This is a genomic window from Sphingobium aromaticiconvertens, from assembly GCF_037154075.1.
In the GTDB taxonomy this organism is placed as follows: Bacteria; Pseudomonadota; Alphaproteobacteria; order Sphingomonadales; family Sphingomonadaceae; genus Sphingobium; species Sphingobium aromaticiconvertens.
In genome coordinates, this window is record NZ_JBANRJ010000001.1 from 4,311,712 (window position 1) to 4,329,908 (window position 18,197).

At 62.5% G+C, this 18,197-nt stretch carries 19 protein-coding genes; 2 read left to right on the forward strand and 17 right to left on the reverse strand.

Features of this window, described 5'->3' with window-relative positions; all coding sequences use genetic code 11:
• The first annotated feature begins 45 nt into the window (after positions 1 to 45).
• On the forward strand, positions 46 to 825 hold the full coding sequence (locus tag WFR25_RS20820; RefSeq protein WP_336973333.1) for a TSUP family transporter: 780 nt from the start codon (positions 46 to 48) through the stop codon (positions 823 to 825).
• 16 nt (positions 826 to 841) lie between these two features.
• Here the strand turns inward: WFR25_RS20820 and WFR25_RS20825 are convergent, their stop codons facing one another.
• The 3 genes from WFR25_RS20825 to WFR25_RS20835 form a co-directional block, all read right to left on the reverse strand.
• On the reverse strand, positions 842 to 1,045 hold the full coding sequence (locus tag WFR25_RS20825; RefSeq protein WP_336973335.1) for a hypothetical protein: 204 nt from the start codon (positions 1,043 to 1,045) through the stop codon (positions 842 to 844).
• Between the two features lie 53 nt (positions 1,046 to 1,098).
• A complete protein-coding gene (locus tag WFR25_RS20830) occupies positions 1,099 to 1,311 on the reverse strand; it encodes a hypothetical protein (protein ID WP_336973337.1) in 213 nt (70 codons plus the stop codon).
• A 150-nt stretch (positions 1,312 to 1,461) separates the two neighbouring features.
• Positions 1,462 to 2,118: a glutathione S-transferase gene (locus WFR25_RS20835; protein ID WP_336973339.1), complete on the reverse strand. Its 657-nt coding sequence runs from the start codon at positions 2,116 to 2,118 to the stop codon at positions 1,462 to 1,464.
• Positions 2,119 to 2,243: 125 nt separating this feature from the next.
• Here WFR25_RS20835 and WFR25_RS20840 point away from each other — a divergent pair, with 125 nt between their 5' ends.
• Positions 2,244 to 3,467 carry a polyhydroxyalkanoate depolymerase gene (locus WFR25_RS20840; RefSeq protein ID WP_336973341.1) on the forward strand — a complete coding sequence of 408 codons (1,224 nt, stop codon included), beginning with the start codon at positions 2,244 to 2,246 and terminating at the stop codon, positions 3,465 to 3,467.
• Between the two features lie 9 nt (positions 3,468 to 3,476).
• On the opposite strand, the gene WFR25_RS20845 is transcribed toward WFR25_RS20840, so the two are convergent.
• From WFR25_RS20845 to nusA, 14 genes are all read right to left on the reverse strand, one after another.
• Positions 3,477 to 4,178: a glutamine amidotransferase gene (locus WFR25_RS20845; protein WP_336973343.1), complete on the reverse strand. Its 702-nt coding sequence runs from the start codon at positions 4,176 to 4,178 to the stop codon at positions 3,477 to 3,479.
• A gap of 198 nt (positions 4,179 to 4,376) precedes the next feature.
• Entirely contained in the window at positions 4,377 to 7,046 is a 2,670-nt protein-coding gene (gene acnA / locus WFR25_RS20850; protein WP_336973345.1) for an aconitate hydratase AcnA, read from the reverse strand.
• A gap of 267 nt (positions 7,047 to 7,313) precedes the next feature.
• Complete coding sequence (locus tag WFR25_RS20855) at positions 7,314 to 9,032, reverse strand: tetratricopeptide repeat protein (protein WP_336973346.1); 1,719 nt, start codon at positions 9,030 to 9,032, stop codon at positions 7,314 to 7,316.
• A gap of 170 nt (positions 9,033 to 9,202) precedes the next feature.
• A complete protein-coding gene (locus WFR25_RS20860; RefSeq protein ID WP_336973347.1) occupies positions 9,203 to 9,403 on the reverse strand; it encodes a DUF5818 domain-containing protein in 201 nt (66 codons plus the stop codon).
• A 21-nt stretch (positions 9,404 to 9,424) separates the two neighbouring features.
• A complete protein-coding gene (locus WFR25_RS20865; RefSeq protein ID WP_336973349.1) occupies positions 9,425 to 9,610 on the reverse strand; it encodes a DUF1328 domain-containing protein in 186 nt (61 codons plus the stop codon).
• 75 nt (positions 9,611 to 9,685) lie between these two features.
• Entirely contained in the window at positions 9,686 to 9,970 is a 285-nt protein-coding gene (locus WFR25_RS20870; protein ID WP_336973351.1) for a DUF2218 domain-containing protein, read from the reverse strand.
• A complete protein-coding gene (locus WFR25_RS20875) occupies positions 9,967 to 10,593 on the reverse strand; it encodes a PadR family transcriptional regulator (protein WP_336973352.1) in 627 nt (208 codons plus the stop codon). The genes WFR25_RS20870 and WFR25_RS20875 overlap by 4 nt, the downstream gene beginning before the upstream one ends.
• A 177-nt stretch (positions 10,594 to 10,770) precedes the next feature.
• The gene (locus WFR25_RS20880; RefSeq protein ID WP_336973353.1) at positions 10,771 to 11,349 is read right to left on the reverse strand and encodes a thymidine kinase; all 579 of its coding nucleotides are present in this window, start codon (positions 11,347 to 11,349) and stop codon (positions 10,771 to 10,773) included.
• Between the two features lie 5 nt (positions 11,350 to 11,354).
• Positions 11,355 to 12,251: an alpha/beta hydrolase gene (locus WFR25_RS20885; protein WP_336973355.1), complete on the reverse strand. Its 897-nt coding sequence runs from the start codon at positions 12,249 to 12,251 to the stop codon at positions 11,355 to 11,357.
• A 135-nt stretch (positions 12,252 to 12,386) separates the two neighbouring features.
• Positions 12,387 to 12,791, reverse strand: coding sequence for a 30S ribosome-binding factor RbfA (rbfA, locus tag WFR25_RS20890; protein ID WP_336973357.1), 405 nt, complete (start codon positions 12,789 to 12,791; stop codon positions 12,387 to 12,389).
• Between the two features lie 155 nt (positions 12,792 to 12,946).
• Positions 12,947 to 15,580 carry a translation initiation factor IF-2 gene (infB, locus tag WFR25_RS20895; protein WP_336973358.1) on the reverse strand — a complete coding sequence of 878 codons (2,634 nt, stop codon included), beginning with the start codon at positions 15,578 to 15,580 and terminating at the stop codon, positions 12,947 to 12,949.
• A gap of 60 nt (positions 15,581 to 15,640) precedes the next feature.
• Positions 15,641 to 16,312 carry a DUF448 domain-containing protein gene (locus WFR25_RS20900; RefSeq protein ID WP_336973359.1) on the reverse strand — a complete coding sequence of 224 codons (672 nt, stop codon included), beginning with the start codon at positions 16,310 to 16,312 and terminating at the stop codon, positions 15,641 to 15,643.
• A 60-nt stretch (positions 16,313 to 16,372) separates the two neighbouring features.
• Entirely contained in the window at positions 16,373 to 16,618 is a 246-nt protein-coding gene (locus WFR25_RS20905) for a tautomerase family protein (RefSeq protein WP_336973361.1), read from the reverse strand.
• Positions 16,619 to 16,624: 6 nt separating this feature from the next.
• Positions 16,625 to 18,196, reverse strand: a complete 1,572-nt coding sequence (gene nusA, locus WFR25_RS20910) for a transcription termination factor NusA (RefSeq protein ID WP_336973362.1) — start codon at positions 18,194 to 18,196, stop codon at positions 16,625 to 16,627.
• Position 18,197 lies beyond the last annotated feature (1 nt).

An 18,197-nucleotide genomic window follows, 5' to 3' on the forward strand; every position in this document is an offset into this window, starting at 1 on the left:
GGCAAGCGTATCTTCACTTCGCTCGACACGAACGGAAGTAAGTACATGACCCTCACCCCCGAAATCATCGGCTTCCTGATGGCCGCCGCGCTGATGGCCGGTTTCATCGATGCGATCGCGGGCGGTGGGGGCCTCATCACCCTGCCCGCGCTGATGGCCGCCGGCATCCCGCCGGTCGCGGCCGTGGCGACAAACAAGCTGCAAAGCTCGATCGGAACGGCGGGTGCCTGCTACGCCTATGCGCGGGCGGGACATATGAATATCGCGGCCTATAAAGGACCGATACTGGCCGCCTTCGTGGGATCGGTGGGCGGTGCATGGTTATTGCAACGGGTCGACCCCTCGCTGCTGGCGGGCCTGATGCCAGCCTTGCTGATCGCACTGGCCGCCTATTTCAGCTTTTCACCCAAGGTCAGCGAGATGGACCGGCACCAGCGGGTCGGGATTGTGGCGATCAGCCTGTTGATCGGGATTGTGGGCTTTTATGACGGTTTTTTCGGCCCCGGGGCAGGCGCCTTCTACGCCACCATCTTCCTGGCGCTGGGGGGGCTGGGGCTGGTCCGCGCCACCGCGCAGAGCAAGGCGGCCAACCTCGCCAGCAATGTCGCGGGGCTGCTGACCATGATCCATGGCGGCCATGTCCTGTGGATTGCGGGCTTTGCAATGGCGGTGGGCAGCGTCATCGGTGGACAGATCGGATCGCACACGGCGATGCGCTTTGGCACCCGGATCATCAAGCCGCTGCTGATCGTCATGTCGCTCGCACTCACGGCCAAGATGCTGCTGGACCCGAAAAACCCGATCCATATCTATCTGTTCGGATAGGGTGCCGTCGCCTTCCCTATCGCCGCGCGCGTGGGACATATTCATCGGGGTCCGGGCCGCTGAAATCATCCGTCGGCTCGCTTTCATCAAGGACCAGCGTCCTATGCCGCTGTTCGCGTTTTTCCGCCCAGATGCCTTCATTGCGCCACGCAATCGCGGCCTTTGCCGCCAGATGGCGAACATGCGGCAGGGGATGGCTGGTCGCACGATCCTGCTGCATCCTCTCCTGCGCGCGGCATAAATCCGATGAGAGAAGCATGGCTGTTCCTTATCTTAAAAACGCGCAACCCGGACCGGCAGGACTTGAGTCGCGCGCTGCCGACCGGTCAGCGGCACCATGAGGGTCGCCGGACCATCGCGGATCATCAGCGCTTCGTAACGATGTGCGATGTCGCGATAGGCAATGCGCGCGCAGCGACTGGTCGCCCTCGCCGCCATGGCATTGGCTGATGCGAGTCTTCGTTTAAGATAGAGTGGATCGTCCAACGCATTTCTCCCGCCTAAACCGGGAGCCAATGCGCTCTCTGTCACGTCATGGTTCGAAAGAAGTGACGCGATAGTGCAGGATAACACACAAAGCCCAGGCCAGACAGGGAATTCGAAGAGGCCGTCATGATCGCAGCGCCCTCTCCCGCGTCAAAACTCGACTTCCAGTTCGATCATTTCGTCCGGTTCCTTAAGCGCATCGGCCAGCCATAGCTGCATCAGCGGCCAGTCGGCAATGGTATCGCAATAGGCCGCGCAAGGCCCCTGTAGCTTGACCGCATAGCTGAGGAATCGTTGCGCGACTGGCGCGAACATCGCGTCTGCGACAGTGGGATGCGCGCCGAAAAGCCACGGCCCCCCATAGGTTTCCAGACATTCGATCCAGATCGTCTCGATCCGTTCGATGTCCGCCTTCGCTCCGGAGAAAACCGGGAATTTCTCATGCCGGACCTTGAGGTTCATCGGCAGGGCCGAACGCAGATTGGCGAAACCCGAATGAATCTCTCCACTGACCGAGCGGCAATGCGCCCGCACGACTCGGTCTGTGGGATACATGCCGACATCAGGATAGAGCTCATGCAGATATTCCGCGATCGCCAGCGTGTCCCACACCCCCGCCCCCTCATGCGTCAGGCGCGGCACGAGTACGGAGGGAGAGAGAAGCAGCAATTCAGCGCGGTTTTCCGGGTCGTCGATGTCGATCATGCGTTCCGTTACGGCAAGGCCAGCCATTCGGCATAGCAGCCAGCCGCGTAGCGACCAGGAGGAATAGGTCTTGCTCGACAAGGTCAGTTCTGCGGTCGCCATTTGTCCCTCCTGGTTTCGAAGTTACTTGCTTTCGCACATGATGCAGCGCAGCATAGAATGCATCTTTTTCCGCTACGGACAAAGGCCAAACGGTCGGTGTCGTGAAATAAGGTTCTTTGACGAATATGCGTATGCTCTACAGCGGGTATCAAGCCTGGAACGACATGCTGATGCCGGCCCGTCTGGCGGCGCAAACGGCGCTGAACTTCCGCAAGGCCTGGGGGCCGATGGGCGACCTGCCGATGTCACGCAGGATGTTCGCGCTGATGGACGTCTTCCAGGGTGCAAAGCTGACACATAAGCGTCCCGCCTATAATATCGAATCGGTGGTCAGCGGCAACGCGCGGGTGACGATACGCGAGGAAATTGCGCTGGATCGCCCGTTCGGCAATCTGCTGCATTTTGTGAAGGATGATGTCGAAGCCGCCCAGCCCAAGGTGATGGTGGTGGCGCCGATGTCGGGTCATTTCGCTACGTTGCTGCGCAACACAATCCATACGCTGCTGCGTGACCATGACGTCTATATCACCGACTGGAAAAATGCTCGCGACGTGCCCCGCAGTGCCGGGGATTTCGGTTTCGACGACTATGTCGACTATCTCATCGATTTCCAGCGGGAACTGGGTCCGGGCGCGCATATGTTCTCGGTCTGCCAGCCCTGCGTCCCCGCACTGGCGGCAGTCGCGATCATGTCGGAGGATAAGGACCCTGCCCTGCCCCGGTCGCTGACGCTGATGGGCGGGCCGATCGACACGCGTGCGGCCCCGACGGCGGTCAATGAGCTTGCCAATGAAAAGTCGATCGAATGGTTCGAAAAGAACCTGATCAGCACCGTGCCGCTGCGCTATCCCGGCGGCGGACGCGAAGTCTATCCCGGCTTTCTGCAACTATCCGCCTTCATGTCCATGAACATGGAGCGGCACGGGTCGCAGCATCGCGAACTTTATCAGCTTCTGGCCGACGGCAAGACGGTGGAAGCCGATAAGATCAAGGATTTCTACGAGGAATATTTCGCTGTCCTCGACATGACCGCGCAATTTTATCTGGAGACGGTGGACAAGGTGTTCCAGCGCACGCTGCTGGCCAAGGGCGAACTGACCCATCGCGGCCGCGCGGTAAAGCCGGGCCTCATTCGCAAGACCGCGCTGCTGACGGTCGAGGGCGAGCGGGACGATGTCTGCGCGGTCGGCCAGACCTCTGCCGCCCATGCGCTATGCACGGGCCTGCGCCCGCATATGAAGCGCCACCATCTGCAACCCGGCGTCGGCCATTATGGCGTCTTTTCCGGCAGCAAGTGGGAAAAGCAGGTCTATCCCCAGGTACGGAACATGATCCTGGCAATGAACTGAGGGCGCGCCCTACTCCCTGATCCCCGCCAGCCAGTCTGCGATCATCATGCGACCCGCTGCCACCGCCACAGGCCCGTGAGCCTCATGGTCACGGCGCAGCGCATGGCGACAGGCCCCCGCGCCATCAAGGTCGGCCCAGAAATGGGTCAGCCAATCCTCGAACCGCGGATCTTCCCCCATCTCCGCGTGAAATTGTAGCGCCAGCAGGTTAGAGCCGCGCCGGAATGCCTGATGCGCGTAGGATGTGGTGGATGCGAGCAGATCGACGCCATCGGGCAGGTCGAACGTGTCGCCATGCCAGTGAAGCACGGGCACATCGGCCAGATGGCGCAGCGGAGACCCCGCTCCGTTCGCATTGATCGTCACCGGCGCGAAACCCAGTTCGGTCGTTCCGCCCTGATAGACCCGCGCGCCCAGAGCCGCCGCGATCATCTGACTGCCCAGACACACGCCCAGCGTCGGGCGATCACGCGCCAACCGGTCGGCCAGCTTGTCGATCTGCACCGGTATCCAGGGATGGACGTCAGCTTCATAAACGCCCATCGGCCCGCCCATCATGATGAGCAGGTCTGGCGCGCAGAGGTCGACATCAGCAAAATCGTCGCCGGCCACGTCGACCCGTTCGATATGATAGCCCGCTGCCTCGATCGGCTGAAGGAAGCCAGCCGCCCCTTCGCGGGGCACATGGCGGACGATAAGCGCGGTCTTCATGCAGGATCTTCAGTCATCTGAGGCAGGACCATAAGCAGGCCAGCCATGCTTTGCCAAACAGATGTCTTTGTGATGGGGCAAAGTCGCCTATCCACCCGTCTTCAGGACTGATGCCACGGCACCATAATCGCTCCAAAGGAACAAGGGCGCTCCCCGGCTGGAGAGCGCCCTTATTCCTTACGTCACTCGATCAGGCGATTAAGCGGCCAGCTTGCGCAGCACATATTGCAGGATGCCGCCGTTCAGGAAATATTCCAGCTCGTTGATCGTGTCGATCCGGCAGAGCGCGCTGAAGGTGAAGGTCGAGCCGTCGGCGCGCTTCACGATCACGTCCACGTCCTGGCGTGGTTTCAGGCCCGCGACATTCTGGATGGTGAAGGTTTCGTCACCGGTCAGGCCCAGCGTGTCCTTGTTCTGGCCGTCCTTGAACTGGAGCGGCAGAACGCCCATGCCGACCAGGTTGGAACGGTGGATACGCTCGAAGCTCTCCACGATGACCGAGCGGACGCCCAGCAGGTTGGTGCCCTTGGCCGCCCAGTCGCGCGACGAGCCGGTGCCATATTCCTTGCCGCCGATGACGACGAGTGGGGTTCCATCCGCCTTGTGCTTCATCGCCGCGTCATAGATCGCCATGACTTCGCCGTCATAGCGGGTCATGCCGCCCTCTACCCCGTCCAGCATCAGGTTCTTGATGCGGATGTTGGCGAAGGTGCCGCGCATCATGACTTCATGATGGCCACGGCGCGCGCCGTAGCTGTTGAAGTCGGCTTGGCTCACCTGATGCTCCTGCAACCAGACGCCAGCGGGGCTGGACGCCTTGATCGAGCCGGCCGGGCTGATGTGGTCGGTCGTGATCGAGTCGCCGAAGATCGCCAGCGGCTTGGCTTCGATGACGTCGTTGACCGGCGCCGGGGTCATCGTCAGCCCCTCGAAATAAGGCGGGTTGGCGACATAGGTGGAGCCTGCGCGCCACGTATAGGTGTCCGATCCCGCAACGTCGATTGCCTGCCAGCGCGCATCGCCAGTGAAGACCGTCGAATAGCGGCTCTGGAACATGTCGCGGGTCAGCGCACCGTCCATGACCGAGCGGACTTCTTCATTGGTGGGCCAGATGTCCTTGAGGTACACGTCCTGCCCGTCGCTGCCCTGACCGATCGGGGTCGCGACGAAGTCGGTGGTGACGGTGCCCTTCAGCGCATAGGCGACGACCAGCGGCGGGCTGGCGAGGAAGTTGGCGCGCACGTCCTGCGACACGCGGCCTTCAAAGTTGCGGTTGCCCGACAGGACCGACGCGGCGACGATGTCGTTGCCGTTGATCGCCTTGCTGATCGGCTCGGCCAGCGGGCCGGAGTTTCCGATGCAGGTGGTGCAGCCATAGCCGACCAGGTTGAAGCCGACCGCATCAAGGTGGGTCTGCAAGCCCGCCTTCTCCAGATAGTCGGTGACGACCTGGCTGCCGGGGGCGAGCGAAGTCTTGACCCATGGCTTGGGCTTCATGCCCAGTTCGTTCGCCTTTTTGGCAACCAGACCGGCGGCGACCAATACGCTGGGGTTCGAGGTGTTAGTGCAGCTCGTGATCGCGGCGATGACGACGTCGCCGTCGCCAATGTCATGGGTCCGGCCTTCGACCGGAACGCGAACGGCGGCGGCCTTCTTGTATATCTTCTCAAGATCCGCATTGAAGACATTGTCGACTTCGGTGAGGATCACCTTGTCCTGCGGACGCTTGGGACCGGCGAGCGACGGAACGACCGTGCTCATGTCGAGTTCGAGGACGTCGGTGAACACCGGATCGACCGAGGCGTCCAGCCAGAAGCCCTGCGCCTTGGCATAGGCTTCGACCAGCGCGATATTCTCTTCGGTGCGACCCGTGAGACGCATATAATCCAGCGTCTTGTCGTCGATACCGAAGAAGCCGCAGGTTGCGCCATATTCCGGCGCCATGTTGGCCAGCGTCGCGCGATCGGCGAGCGACAGTGAGGCAAGGCCGGGGCCGAAATATTCAACGAAGCGGCCGACCACGCCCTTGGCGCGCAGCATCTGCGTGGCGGTCAGCACCAGATCGGTGGCGGTGATGCCCTCAGCCAGCGCCCCGGACAGCTTGAAGCCGACGACTTCGGGGATGAGCATCGACACGGGCTGGCCCAGCATCGCGGCTTCCGCCTCGATCCCGCCAACGCCCCAGCCCAATACGCCCAGACCGTTGATCATCGTGGTATGGCTGTCGGTGCCGACACAGGTGTCGGGATAGGCGACCATCGCGCCGTTCGCGTCAACCGAGGACCAGACCGCCTGCGCGATATTTTCCAGGTTCACCTGATGGCAGATGCCGGTGCCGGGAGGGACGACCTTGAAATTATCGAGGCTCTTGCTGCCCCACTTCAGGAAGTCATAGCGCTCCATGTTGCGCTGATATTCCAGTTCCACATTGTCCTCAAACGCCTTGGGCGTGCCGAATTCATCAACCATGACCGAGTGGTCGATGACGAGGTGGACGGGAACCTGCGGGTTGATCTTTGTCGCGTCGGCGCCCAGCGCGTTCATCGCGTCGCGCATGGCAGCCAGATCGACGACGCAGGGAACGCCGGTGAAATCCTGCATCAGCACGCGCGCGGGGCGATACTGGATCTCACGGTCCGACTTGCGCTCTTTCTGCCAATCGACGATCGCCTGAATGTCGTCGGTTGTGACGGTGACGCCATCTTCAAAACGAAGCAGGTTTTCCAGCAGCACCTTCATCGAGAAAGGCAGGCGTGAGACGTCGCCCAGCTTGGCCGCCGCCTTCTTCAGCGAATAATAGGCAATGTCCTTGCCGCCGACATTCAACGTGTCGCGCGTGCCCAAAGTGTCCTGTCCGATGGCGGTCATAAGTCGTGCGTCTCCTCGCATATGCCCCGGCCGCGCGGCAAAGGGGGGAGGCGACATTTCAGCCAGGGCTTGCCTGTCAGCAAGAAGGCGGCGAAACGCGCATCAACCGGCGGTCGAAGCGGGTGGTCCCGATGTTGCAGCGCCATAACGACTGCGCGGCGGGAGTCAATGCGAACACCATATCATGGGACGTTTGGCGGTCGCCGAAACCCCGCTCAAACCCCGCCCTGTCCGAACGGAACGGACGCTAACGAATCACCCATATAGTTACAACCGGGCGAGCATCCCTTCGTCCGTCCCTTTCCAACTGGCCCGATGAAGCGCAAATGTGCTGGCGCTGGCCTGCCTCTCACCCAGCGCCACTTGCGCCTGCGCCTTGCCCCACAGCGCCCAGCCATTGCCTGGGCGACGGACGAGCGCGCGGTCAAAGGCGATTTTCGCCTGCCTCGCATCACCGGTCCGCAACAGCAGTGCGCCCAGCGCGGCATCGACCGGCTGATGCCAGAGCGGCGGTTCGTTATAGGTGAAGTTGCGCTCGATCCCCGCGGCGGCGTTCAGCAGGCGCAGCGCCTTGCGCTTCTCTCCGTTCCCCTCGGCGATGCGGGCGAGCGCCATCGTTTCTGCCAGCTTCACCAGCGGCAAAGCATCCTTGGCGACAGGCTTTTTCCCACGCGCGGCCCGCATGGCGACGATTTCCTTCATCGCTTCTGCCTTGCGCCCTGCGCGACCCAGCCCCTCCGCCCGCAACGCCCACCACATCTGCGTCATTTCATTCAAACGCGCGTCGGGTTGGGGGATGGCGAGCAGGTCGTCCAGCGTGGCGGCGAACTGCGCGCGCGCCTGAAGCGCGCTGACAAGACGGGACTGGAGCCGGGGCATCCCCGCGATCTTTTCCGGGGTGAGCGCCGCTTCAAGATCGGCGGCGGCCTTCAGCGCGGTCGCACCGTCTCCAATCTGTTCGGCGGCCGACAGGATGAAATGAGTGTGATGCGTGAAATAGCCATAATAGGTCGGATCTTCATTCAGCCGCCGCGCCATCGCCTCATCCGCCGCAATCGCCTTGCGGTTGACGTCCACCCCATCGGCAAATCGGCCCACGCGATAATAAGTGTGGCTGGGCATATGAACCAGATGCGCGGAGGCGGGCGAAGATATCTCCAGCCTGTCCGCCGCCTTCTCCGCTCGCCCTGGATTGGTCGAGGCTTCGGTCAGGTGGATGTAGAGATGCTGTGCCTGCGTCTGATCAGGATTGCGGGCCAGCACTTTTTCGACAAGCGTAATCGCGCGGCGTCCCCAGGGGCGCGAGGTGGCATTGTCCGCCTCCCAATAGTCCCATGGCCGCACGTTCATCGCGGCCTCGGCGGCCAGGACCATGATCATGTCGTCAGCGGGAAAGCGGTCCGACACCACCTGCATCGCATCGGCAAAGGCGATAGCATGGACCCCCTTTTGCGCCGGGGACGCGCCGGGGGCATAGCGGATAGCCAATGACTCTATCAGCGCGCGTTCGGGCGCGGTGGTGCCGGGGGAGACAAGCGCCTGAGCGGTCAGCGCGCGGGCCTGCGCGATGCGCGGTTCGCCCGACGGTCCGCTGTTGATATAGGGACCGATGGCGAGCGCCTGCCCCCATTTGCACATGGCACAGGATGGATCATGCTCGACGGCGACAGCGAAACTGCGCTCCGCCTTCGGAAATTCAAAACCATAGAGCAGCGCCATGCCCTGATCGAAATAGGCCTGCGCCTGCCGATTGGTCGTGCTGATGGGGTAGTGGATAGGCGCAAGGCCAGAGATCAATGGCATGAGCATCGCCGTCTTGCCCGCCACCGAACCGCCTTCCCCTTGCGGCATGAATCCGCATCCCGACGCCATAAGCGCCTCCGGCGTCAGCTTCGCCAGCGCGTCCGGGCGCGGCATTGGAGCAGCCGATGACAGGAAAGGCGTGGCCACAAACAGGGCAAAAAAAGGCAAGGCGCGCATGGTCATGGACAATCCCCTGAATGGGCAGGATCATGACGCTGGTGCAGGGGCGAGTCCAGATGTCGGGATGGAATAGCCGGCGTGGGTGGTTAGTGGACAGGCGGCTTTGTATAATTTCCATCGTCACCCCAGCGAAGACTGGTACCTCAGGCAAAGGAGCGTGGCGGCAGGCCTTTTCAGACCGCCGCCACACCCTCTACCTCGACCACGTCGTCGCCAGCATAATGGCCACGGACGCGAACGCGTTTTTCGACATGATCCACCGGCACCCGCAGCAGCACCAGTCGCCAGGTGCCGCCATTGTCTCGCCGGAGCAGGAAGCCGCCCGCATCGCGCAGCAGCCGTCCAGTCTCATTCACGTCGTCGCCTATTTCCATTGGGCCTATTTCCGTAGGCGGTCAGTCTAGCGAATTCTTGATTCCCTTGCCAGCCAGCAGGCCCAGAACCAGAAACAACACGAATATGGCAATGGCGATGAAGAACAGAATCTTTGCAATACCGACGAACGTACCGGCAGCGCCGCCAAAGCCAAGAATGGCAAGCAGAGCAGCGATGACGAGAGCGATGATGGCGAGGCGGATCATGTCATGGGGCCTTTCGAGTGATGCTATATACTCGTAACGGTCCGCACCGCGCCCTTGTTCCTTATACTTCCCCGCTCATTGCCAATTGAAGGGTAGCGGCGCTTCGCGAAAAGCGAAGCGGTCAAGATGTTTGGCGACGACATCCTGCATGGTTTCGACCTGATCGACCTCCTCCACCGTCAGAGTGACGACCAGGGCATCAGATTCCGCCACCAACACGGCGCGGCCCATGGGCAGGTCGATCCGGCCCGCGCTGGCGTCGAACTCCGTTTCGAATTTATGCGCCCAATGTTTGCACAGTTGCTGGAGATAGCGGCTGCCGCTGGTGGTGGGCACGCGGGCGGTGCGAGTGACGCTCATTTCAACCTCTCAATCTTGCTGGCAGCCTCATCGATCAGCGAGGCAATGTCGAACTTCGTCTCGGCATCAGCCCCTTCCTTTTCGAGACGCTGCTGGATAGCGATCGACAGATTGTGCAGAGCGCGGCGAATGGACGCCCCGTCGGTGCGCTCCGCCCGCTTGGCCAGCATCGCAAGGCGGGCCATTGCCTCGTCCTTCTGCTCCACCTGCTCCGTCAGATAGGCAGCGCCCGAATCGGTGATGGCGAACAGCTTGCGGCTGCCCTCCCCCGGTTGCTCGGCGATCAGGCCCATGTCCGCCATCAAGGTCAGCGTCGGATAGACAACGCCGGGGCTGGGTACATAGCCGCCGCCCGACAGCCCCTCGATCTCGCGGATCAGGTCATAGCCGTGACGCGGTTCAGCGGCAATCAGCGTGAGCAGGACGAGTTTCAGTTCGTCGCCCGAAAAGAGCCGCCGGCGTCCGCCGCCCCGTCCCCCACCGAAACCGCCGCCGCCGAAAAGGCCACCTTCCCCGCGCCCATGGCGTCCGCCCCGACCATGACCGAAGCCGTCCTCCATGCCGTGGCGCATCGCTTCGCGGCAGTGGCGCATGGCGCCATGATGATGATGATGAAAATGCATCGCGAGTCCTTCTTTATGTTTAATAAGACTCACGATATATCTTTAAATCGCCCATCGTCAAGATTAAGATATATCTTAATACACTTTTATCGCATTCATCCCGACCACAATTTATTCCGTCAATTAGTTCGGTCCGCATTATCACCTTCACCCAGCCGGATCGAGAGTGCCGCGACGTCAGCCATATGCGCGCTCCATGAAATGGCGTCGGCACAGCGCAATATAGCTGTCATTGCCGCCGATCTGCGTCTGCGCACCTGCAACCACGGCCTGCCCCGCTTCGTCCACCCGCAGGTTCATGGTCGCCTTGCGTCCGCAGTGGCAGACCGTCTTGATCTCGGCCAGGGTGTCGGCAAGGCCAAGCAGCGCCGCGCTCCCCTCGAACAGTTCACCCCGAAAGTCCGTCCGCAGGCCATAGCAAAGCACCGGGATATCGAGCCGGTCGCACAGGCGCGCCAACTGCAACACCTGAGCGCGATCAAGAAACTGCGCTTCATCCACCATGACGCAGGCAATCGGCGCCCGTGCATGCTGGGCCGCAACCACTGCTTCTATGTCCGTGTCCGGGCCAAAGCCATGGGCAGCCGCGTCAAGACCGATGCGCGAGGTGATATGATGCGCGCGATAACGATCATCCACCCCCGCCGTCCACAGCATCGTCTCCATGCCCCGCTCGCGATAGTTGAAGCTGGACTGGAGCAACATGGTCGATTTGCCCGCATTCATGGAGCTATAGTAGAAATACAGCTTGGCCATGGCGTTCAGCGGACCGTCGGTGCGATCAGGGCAAGCCAGCGGACTAGCGCATCGGCCAGAGCGATGCGACTGTCAGAGAAGCTGTGGTCGGTGGGCCATACCATCAGGCGCGCTGTCGGATTGGCCGATTGCGCGTCCCCCGTGACCTTGCGCGCCTGAGCGCCGATGCCCCTTTCCGCGCCAATGATGGTCAGCGGGCGCTGTCCAAAGGCCACGAGGCGGCGGCCAAGGTCGAAGCGGGCCGGATCGCCGCTGATCTCGCCAGTCAGGCTGTCAGCGGTTGCGCCATTGAGTGGCGGCAGATCGCCCGCCATCTCCGCGCGCCAGTCGGCGGCAGCTTTCGGGTCGGAGAGCGACGCGGCGGTCTGCGAGGGATCCCATGGATCGAGCAGGAAGAGGCCCGCAACCTTGGGATCGTCAGCGGCGGCATCGGCGGCCATGAAGCCGCCCATGCTATGCCCCGCGACCGCGATGGCGCCGGGGTCGATCCGATATTTCGTGATCGCTGCGGGATCGCGCAGGAAGGCCAACGCCGTGCGCGCATCCTGCGCCGCGCCGCCGAAGGAAAAGCGCCCCGGACTGCCCCATGATCCACGATAATGGAGCGTCAGGACGTGCCAGCCAGCGCGCCGCGCGGCTTGGGCGAGGTCCAGATTCTGCTCATTGCCCGGAAAACCGTGGAGCAGAAGCAGAGTCGGATGCGGGGCCGCCCCGGCGGCGGTGTAGAGAACCGCGTTCATCGCCCCGTCCTGCGCGGGGATGACGAAGGCGCTCATTCCGGCGGGATAGCGGGCATCGGGCGCGGGGTCCGCGATCACGGCGCGATGGACGGCAGCGTCCCTCGCATCGGCGGCGGCGGGAACCGCCAGTGCCAGCATCGCCAAAAGCTCGATCGTCCGCATATACCGTCCCCATTAGCAAAAGGCACACGCCCGGCGTGCTGTCTTCCGATAGAAGAACCGCCCTGCCCTGACTAGGCTAACAGCGTATCTGGGCTATCGGTGGCCGGGGGCCATCGGTCGATCAGGCGGTAAGGCCTACGCCTCTTCGTCCGGTTCCTGAAGGTCACGGGCAACCTTGGGCTGGCGCAGAAGCTTGTCGATATGACTGCCTTCGTCAAAACTGTCATCCGCCAGGAACTTCAGCTTCGCCGCATATTTCAGGCCGACCCTCGTCGCCACCTCACGTTGGAGATAGGCGGTGTTGGTACGCAGCGCCTTCAGCACCGCGGCCTCTTCCTTGCCCAGCAGCGGCTTGATGAAAATCGTGGCGTGGCGCAGATCCGGCGACATGCGAACCTCGGTCACGCTGACCATATGCTTGGCAAGCACATCGTCATGCACATCGCCGCGCGTGAGGATTTCCGAGAGGATATGACGTACCTGCTCGCCCACGCGGAGCAAGCGGACAGACGGGCCTTCGGGTTGGTTCGGATGTGCCATGCACAAATCTCCCCCCTCCCCATTCAGGGAGAGGCCGGTGGTGGATAAGATTGCAGATGCAATCATTGGGTGTCCGCAGCAGGGCCGGGTCCGAACGCTCGCAGCGCTCGCGACCCACCCTAACCCCTCCCCGGAAGGGAGGAGCGCTTAGTTCGTTACAGCGTCCGTGCGCGTTCCTCGACCTCGAAGGTTTCGAGGAAGTCGCCCGCCTTGATGTCCACAAAATTCTGCGTGAAGGTGACACCGCATTCCAGGCCAGCGCGCACTTCGGCGACATCGTCCTTGAAGCGCCGCAGTGATGCGATTTCGCCCTGATAGGTGATGACATCGTCGCGGGTGATGCGCGCCTTGAGCGCCTTTCTGATCGTGCCTTCGGTGACGAGCAGACCCGCCGCCTTGCCATGCTTGCCAGCCGAGAAAACATCCCGGATTTCGGCGCGGCCAACGATCGTCTCGATCCGCTCGGGGGCGAGTTGCCCCGCCATTTCGTTGCGGACTTCCTCGATCAGGTCATAGATCACGTCATAATAACGCAGACTGATCTTCTCGCGCTCGGCCATCTGGCGCGCCTTGGCATTGGGACGCACGTTGAAGCCGATCAGCGGCGCGCGGCTGGCAGCGGCCAGCGTCACATCGCTTTCGGTGATCGCGCCCACGCCCGATTGCAGAATGCGAACCTTGATCTCGTCCGTCGAGATGCGGTTCAGCGAACTGACGATGGCTTCCACGGAACCCTGCACGTCGCCCTTCACCACGACCGGATATTCGATCATCGTGGTATTGAGAGCCGAGAAAAGGTTCTCAAAGTTGGTCGGCGCACTGGTCGTGCGCTTGCGAGTGATCTGCTCCTGACGATAGGCCGCGACCTCACGAGCGCGAGCCTCATTTTCGACGACCGTCATCTGGTCGCCCGCCATCGGCACGCCCGACAGGCCCAGAACCGCGACCGGGGTCGAGGGGCCGGCGGTCTTGACCTGCTGGCCCTTGTCATTGACCAGCGCACGAACCTTGCCGCTTTCCGCACCGATGACGAAGGTGTCACCGACCTTGAGCGTCCCCTTGCGGACCAGCACGGTGGCAACCGCCCCACGGCCCTTGTCCAGTTGCGCCTCGATCACATTGCCTTCGGCGGCGCGATCGGGGTTGGCGGTCAACTCCATCAGTTCGGCCTGGAGCAGGATCTTCTCGATCAGTTCGTCCAGCCCCGTGCCCTTGAGCGCGGAGACGGAAACGTCCTGCACGTCGCCACCCATATCCTCGACCACGATTTCATGTTCGAGCAGGCGTTCGCGAACCTTCTGCGCATTGGCTTCCGGCTTGTCGATCTTGTTGATCGCCACGATCATCGGCACGCCGGCCGCCTTGGTATGGTTGATCGCCTCGATCGTCTGCGGCATCAGCCCATCGTCGGCCGCCACCACCAGAATAACGATGTCAGTGACGTTGGCGCCACGCGCGCGCATTTCCGAGAAAGCCTCGTGACCCGGCGTGTCGAGGAAGGTGATGACATCGCCACTCTTCGTCGTCACCTGATAGGCGCCGATATGCTGGGTGATGCCACCGCTTTCGCCCGCAACCACATGGGTTCCACGCAACGCATCAAGCAGCGAGGTCTTGCCGTGGTCGACATGGCCCATGATGGTCACGACCGGGGGCCGGGACTTCAGCGTCTCGACCGCATCGGCCTCGCCCTCGATACCGATTTCGACGTCGGCTTCGGACACACGCTGGATGCGGTGGCCGAACTCTTCCACCAACAACTCGGCCGTATCCTGGTCGATCGCCTGGTTGAGGGTGACGGCGGTGCCCATCTTGAACAGCGACTTGACGAGATCCGCGCCCTTTTCGGCCATGCGGTTCGCCAGTTCCTGCACCGTGATGCTTTCAGGCACGATAACATCGCGCGACTGCTTTTCACGCGGCGCGGAACCGCCCGAATAATGGGCGCGGCGTTCCTTTTCGCGGGCGCGCTTCAGCGCAGCCAGCGAACGAGCGCGCGCGCTGTCATCATCAGCCAGCGCCTTGGTAACGGTCAGCTTGCCGGACTGACGACGGTTATCGTCGCCACGCTTGTTGCGATCGGGCTTGGCCGGTTCGGGGCGCTTGACCGGCGTAACCGGCGTAAAGCGACGCGGCGGCGGCACGGTCGACGCCGTGTCGGCCGGACGCTCTGCGTCGGCAGTAGTTGGCGCGGCTTCGACAGCAACGGCCACAGGTTCGCTCGCGGCAGCGGGCGCTGCCTCGACGACAGGCGCGGCTTGCTCGACCGGTGCGGCAGGCTGTTCGACCTGCGGTGGCGCTTCGGCAGCGGCGCGATTTTCCTCGGCACGGCGCTTTTCATTTTCCTGCGCAGCCAGACGAGCAGCATCCTCACGACGGCGCGCCTCTTCCAGCGCGGTCATGCGGGCTTCTTCAGCCTCACGCAGCAGCTTGTCCTGCAATTCCTTGCGCGACAATATGGATGCTGGCGCGGCGCGCACCGGCGCAGCGGGCGGCGGGGCCCGTCGAACAACCGGAGCAGGCGGCGGCGCAGGCACAGGTGCCGACGTCGCGGCGGCCGGAGCAGGCGCGGCAGCCTCGGGCGTGGCTTCAGGCACGAGATCGGCCTGCGGCGTGGGCGCACCGCCCTCACCCGGCTTGCCCAGGATACGGCGCCGCTTCACCTCGACCACGACCGTATTCTTACGGCCATGGCTGAACTGCTGCTGCACCTGGCCGGATTCCACGGTGCGCTTGATGCCCAAAGGCTTGCGACCCAGAACCGGCTTGTCTTCCTTGCTGTCACTCATCGACTAAACTTAACCCTTCACTTCAAACCTCGCCGCCGGTCGCGTATCGACCGTCGGGCTCTATATCGTACCGCCTGAAGCGCCCGGCTCGTCGGTGGCAAGGGCCTCCTGACGTGCGGGCGCTTGCGTAGCGCAACCCAGATAGCTTTCCAAGCGGCCAACCGCCGCACGCAGGCGCGATGCTGCCTTGGAATCAGTCACCGCGATGTGGACGACATTCTCGCGCCCCATTGCCATAGATAGGGCGCCCCGGTCCACAGGCAAGACGAGGCCAGCCAAATCGCTACCCTCAGCCTCTTGTCCTACGCGCAGCGCCTGATCGAGTTTGCGATTACCGTCAGCGGCAGCGTCCGCGGCGTGGAGCAGGAGCTTGACCTGTCCCTTGCGCGCAGCAACGTCGATCTTTTCCGAACCGGTCAGCAGCATGGAGGCCTTTGACTCCAGTCCCAGACGACTCAGCAGATCCTGCCGCAGCGCACCCTCGATCAATGCCGGCAAATCGTCAGGTACTGCGAATTCGCCGGTCTTGAAAGCCCGCGCCAGCGCGCCCTTCAGCTTGCCATTGGCCTGCGCCTTTTCCAGCGCATCATGGGAAACGCCGACCCATGCACCCCGGCCGGGCGCCTTGGCGCGGACATCGGGCAATATCTCGCCCGCCGGACCTAGCGCCAGCCGGACCAGAGTTTCAGGATCGGCGCGATCGCCGGAAAGAATGCAACGCCGTTCGGTCATGACCGCGCCTCCCGCATGGGATGGCCTGGGCGAACAGCGATAGTTGGACGCGCTACAGGCTCATTGGGGAGTGTCCGCAACATTGGCGTCCTCCCTTATGAGAGTGCTGAGAGGTGCGGGGGCGCGGTCCGCGACCAGGATGCCGCCTGCACCATAATTTTCCGTCGACAGTTCGGTGATGTTGATCTGCACCGCAGCCGCCGGCTTTCCCAGACGCTCCACGAGCGACTGGGTGATGTCAGCAACCAGCGCGGCTTTCTGCTCGCGGGTGGCGCTGCCAGCCAGACGGATATCGACGAATGGCATGGCTGCTTACGCTTCCTCGCCTTCAAACCAATGCGCACGCGCAGCCATGATGATCTCGTTGCCCTGCTCTTCGTTGAGGCCATATTGGGCGAGTATGCCGCCCTTGTCCTCGGACGTGTCGCTCTTGCGGCGACGCGGATCGACGCGCTTCTTCTGCACCAGTTCGTCGGTGGCGAGATCGGCGAGGTCGTCCAGCGTCTTGATGCCGGCCTTGCCCAGCGTCACCAGCATGGCTTCGGTGAGATGCGGCATAGCAGCCAGCGCATCCTCGACACCCAGAGCCTGACGCTCTTCGCGGGCGACGACTTCGCGGCGATCCAGAGCTTCCTGCGCGCGATTCTGCAACTCGGCGGCGAGGTCATCATCGAAGCCTTCAATCGAGGCCAGCTCGTCGATGCTGACATAGGCAACCTCTTCCAGCTCGCCAAAGCCCTCTGCCACCAGCAACTGCGACAGCGTCTCGTCCACGTCCAGCTCGTTCTGGAACAGTTCGGAGCGGGACACGAATTCCTTCTGGCGCTTCTCAGACGCGTCAGCCTCGGTCATGATATCGATCGCCTTGCCGGTCAACTGGCTGGCGAGGCGAACATTCTGGCCGCGACGACCGATGGCGAGCGACAACTGATCGTCGGGGACGACCACCTCGATACGCTCTTCTTCCTCATCGATAACGACGCGGGCGACCTGTGCGGGCTGGAGGGCGTTAACGACGAAGGTCGCCGTATCTTCCGACCAGGGAATGATGTCGATCTTTTCGCCCTGCATTTCCTGCACGACGGCTTGCACGCGGCTGCCCTTCATACCGACGCAGGCGCCGACCGGGTCGATGCTCGAGTCATGGCTGATGACGCCGATCTTGGCACGGCTGCCGGGGTCACGGGCAGCAGCCTTGATCTCGATCACGCCGTCATAGATTTCGGGGACTTCCTGCGCGAACAGCTTCTTCATGAAGTCGGGATGCGCGCGGGACAGGAAAATCTGCGGCCCGCGATTTTCGCGGCGCACGTTCAGGATGATCGAGCGGATGCGATCACCGACGCGAACGACTTCGCGCGGGATCTGCTGGTCACGGCGGATAACGCCTTCGGCCCGGCCCAGATTGACGACGACATGACCAAATTCGACCGACTTGACGACGCCGGTGATGATCTCGCTGACGCGGTCCTTGAACTCTTCGAACTGGCGATCACGCTCGGCGTCGCGCACCTTCTGGAAGATGACCTGCTTGGCCGACTGGGCGTCGATGCGACCCAGATCGATCGGAGGCAATGGATCGACGATGAAGTCGCCGACCACGGCATCCTTTTGCAGCTTCTGCGCCTGCTTGAGATCGACCTGCTTGAAATAATCCTCGACCATCTCGACCACTTCGACAACACGCCACAAACGCAGGTCGCCGCTGTCGGGGTCCAGCTTCGCACGAATGTCATTCTCTGCGCCATAACGGGCACGGGCGGCGCGCTGGATAGCGTCCTCCATCGCCTCAATGACGATCGCCTTGTCGATCATCTTCTCGCTGGCCACCGAATTGGCAATGGCGATCAGCTCGGCCCTGTTGGCAGAAATGGCGTTGGCCATG

Excerpts from the sequence above, each read along its gene's own strand:
- WFR25_RS20820 (WP_336973333.1), top strand. The coding sequence starts at position 46 with ATGACCCTCACCCCCGAAATCATCGGCTTCCTGATGGCCGCCGCGCTG.
- WFR25_RS20825 (WP_336973335.1), bottom strand. The coding sequence starts at position 1,045 with ATGCAGCAGGATCGTGCGACCAGCCATCCCCTGCCGCATGTTCGCCAT.
- WFR25_RS20835 (WP_336973339.1), bottom strand. The coding sequence starts at position 2,118 with ATGGCGACCGCAGAACTGACCTTGTCGAGCAAGACCTATTCCTCCTGG.
- WFR25_RS20840 (WP_336973341.1), top strand. The coding sequence starts at position 2,244 with ATGCGTATGCTCTACAGCGGGTATCAAGCCTGGAACGACATGCTGATG.
- WFR25_RS20845 (WP_336973343.1), bottom strand. The coding sequence starts at position 4,178 with ATGAAGACCGCGCTTATCGTCCGCCATGTGCCCCGCGAAGGGGCGGCT.
- acnA (WP_336973345.1), bottom strand. The coding sequence starts at position 7,046 with ATGACCGCCATCGGACAGGACACTTTGGGCACGCGCGACACGTTGAAT.
- WFR25_RS20855 (WP_336973346.1), bottom strand. The coding sequence starts at position 9,032 with ATGACCATGCGCGCCTTGCCTTTTTTTGCCCTGTTTGTGGCCACGCCT.
- WFR25_RS20860 (WP_336973347.1), bottom strand. The coding sequence starts at position 9,403 with ATGGAAATAGGCGACGACGTGAATGAGACTGGACGGCTGCTGCGCGAT.
- WFR25_RS20865 (WP_336973349.1), bottom strand. The coding sequence starts at position 9,610 with ATGATCCGCCTCGCCATCATCGCTCTCGTCATCGCTGCTCTGCTTGCC.
- WFR25_RS20870 (WP_336973351.1), bottom strand. The coding sequence starts at position 9,970 with ATGAGCGTCACTCGCACCGCCCGCGTGCCCACCACCAGCGGCAGCCGC.
- WFR25_RS20875 (WP_336973352.1), bottom strand. The coding sequence starts at position 10,593 with ATGCATTTTCATCATCATCATCATGGCGCCATGCGCCACTGCCGCGAA.
- WFR25_RS20880 (WP_336973353.1), bottom strand. The coding sequence starts at position 11,349 with ATGGCCAAGCTGTATTTCTACTATAGCTCCATGAATGCGGGCAAATCG.
- WFR25_RS20885 (WP_336973355.1), bottom strand. The coding sequence starts at position 12,251 with ATGCGGACGATCGAGCTTTTGGCGATGCTGGCACTGGCGGTTCCCGCC.
- rbfA (WP_336973357.1), bottom strand. The coding sequence starts at position 12,791 with ATGGCACATCCGAACCAACCCGAAGGCCCGTCTGTCCGCTTGCTCCGC.
- infB (WP_336973358.1), bottom strand. The coding sequence starts at position 15,580 with ATGAGTGACAGCAAGGAAGACAAGCCGGTTCTGGGTCGCAAGCCTTTG.
- WFR25_RS20900 (WP_336973359.1), bottom strand. The coding sequence starts at position 16,312 with ATGACCGAACGGCGTTGCATTCTTTCCGGCGATCGCGCCGATCCTGAA.
- WFR25_RS20905 (WP_336973361.1), bottom strand. The coding sequence starts at position 16,618 with ATGCCATTCGTCGATATCCGTCTGGCTGGCAGCGCCACCCGCGAGCAG.
- nusA (WP_336973362.1), bottom strand. The coding sequence starts at position 18,196 with ATGGCCAACGCCATTTCTGCCAACAGGGCCGAGCTGATCGCCATTGCC.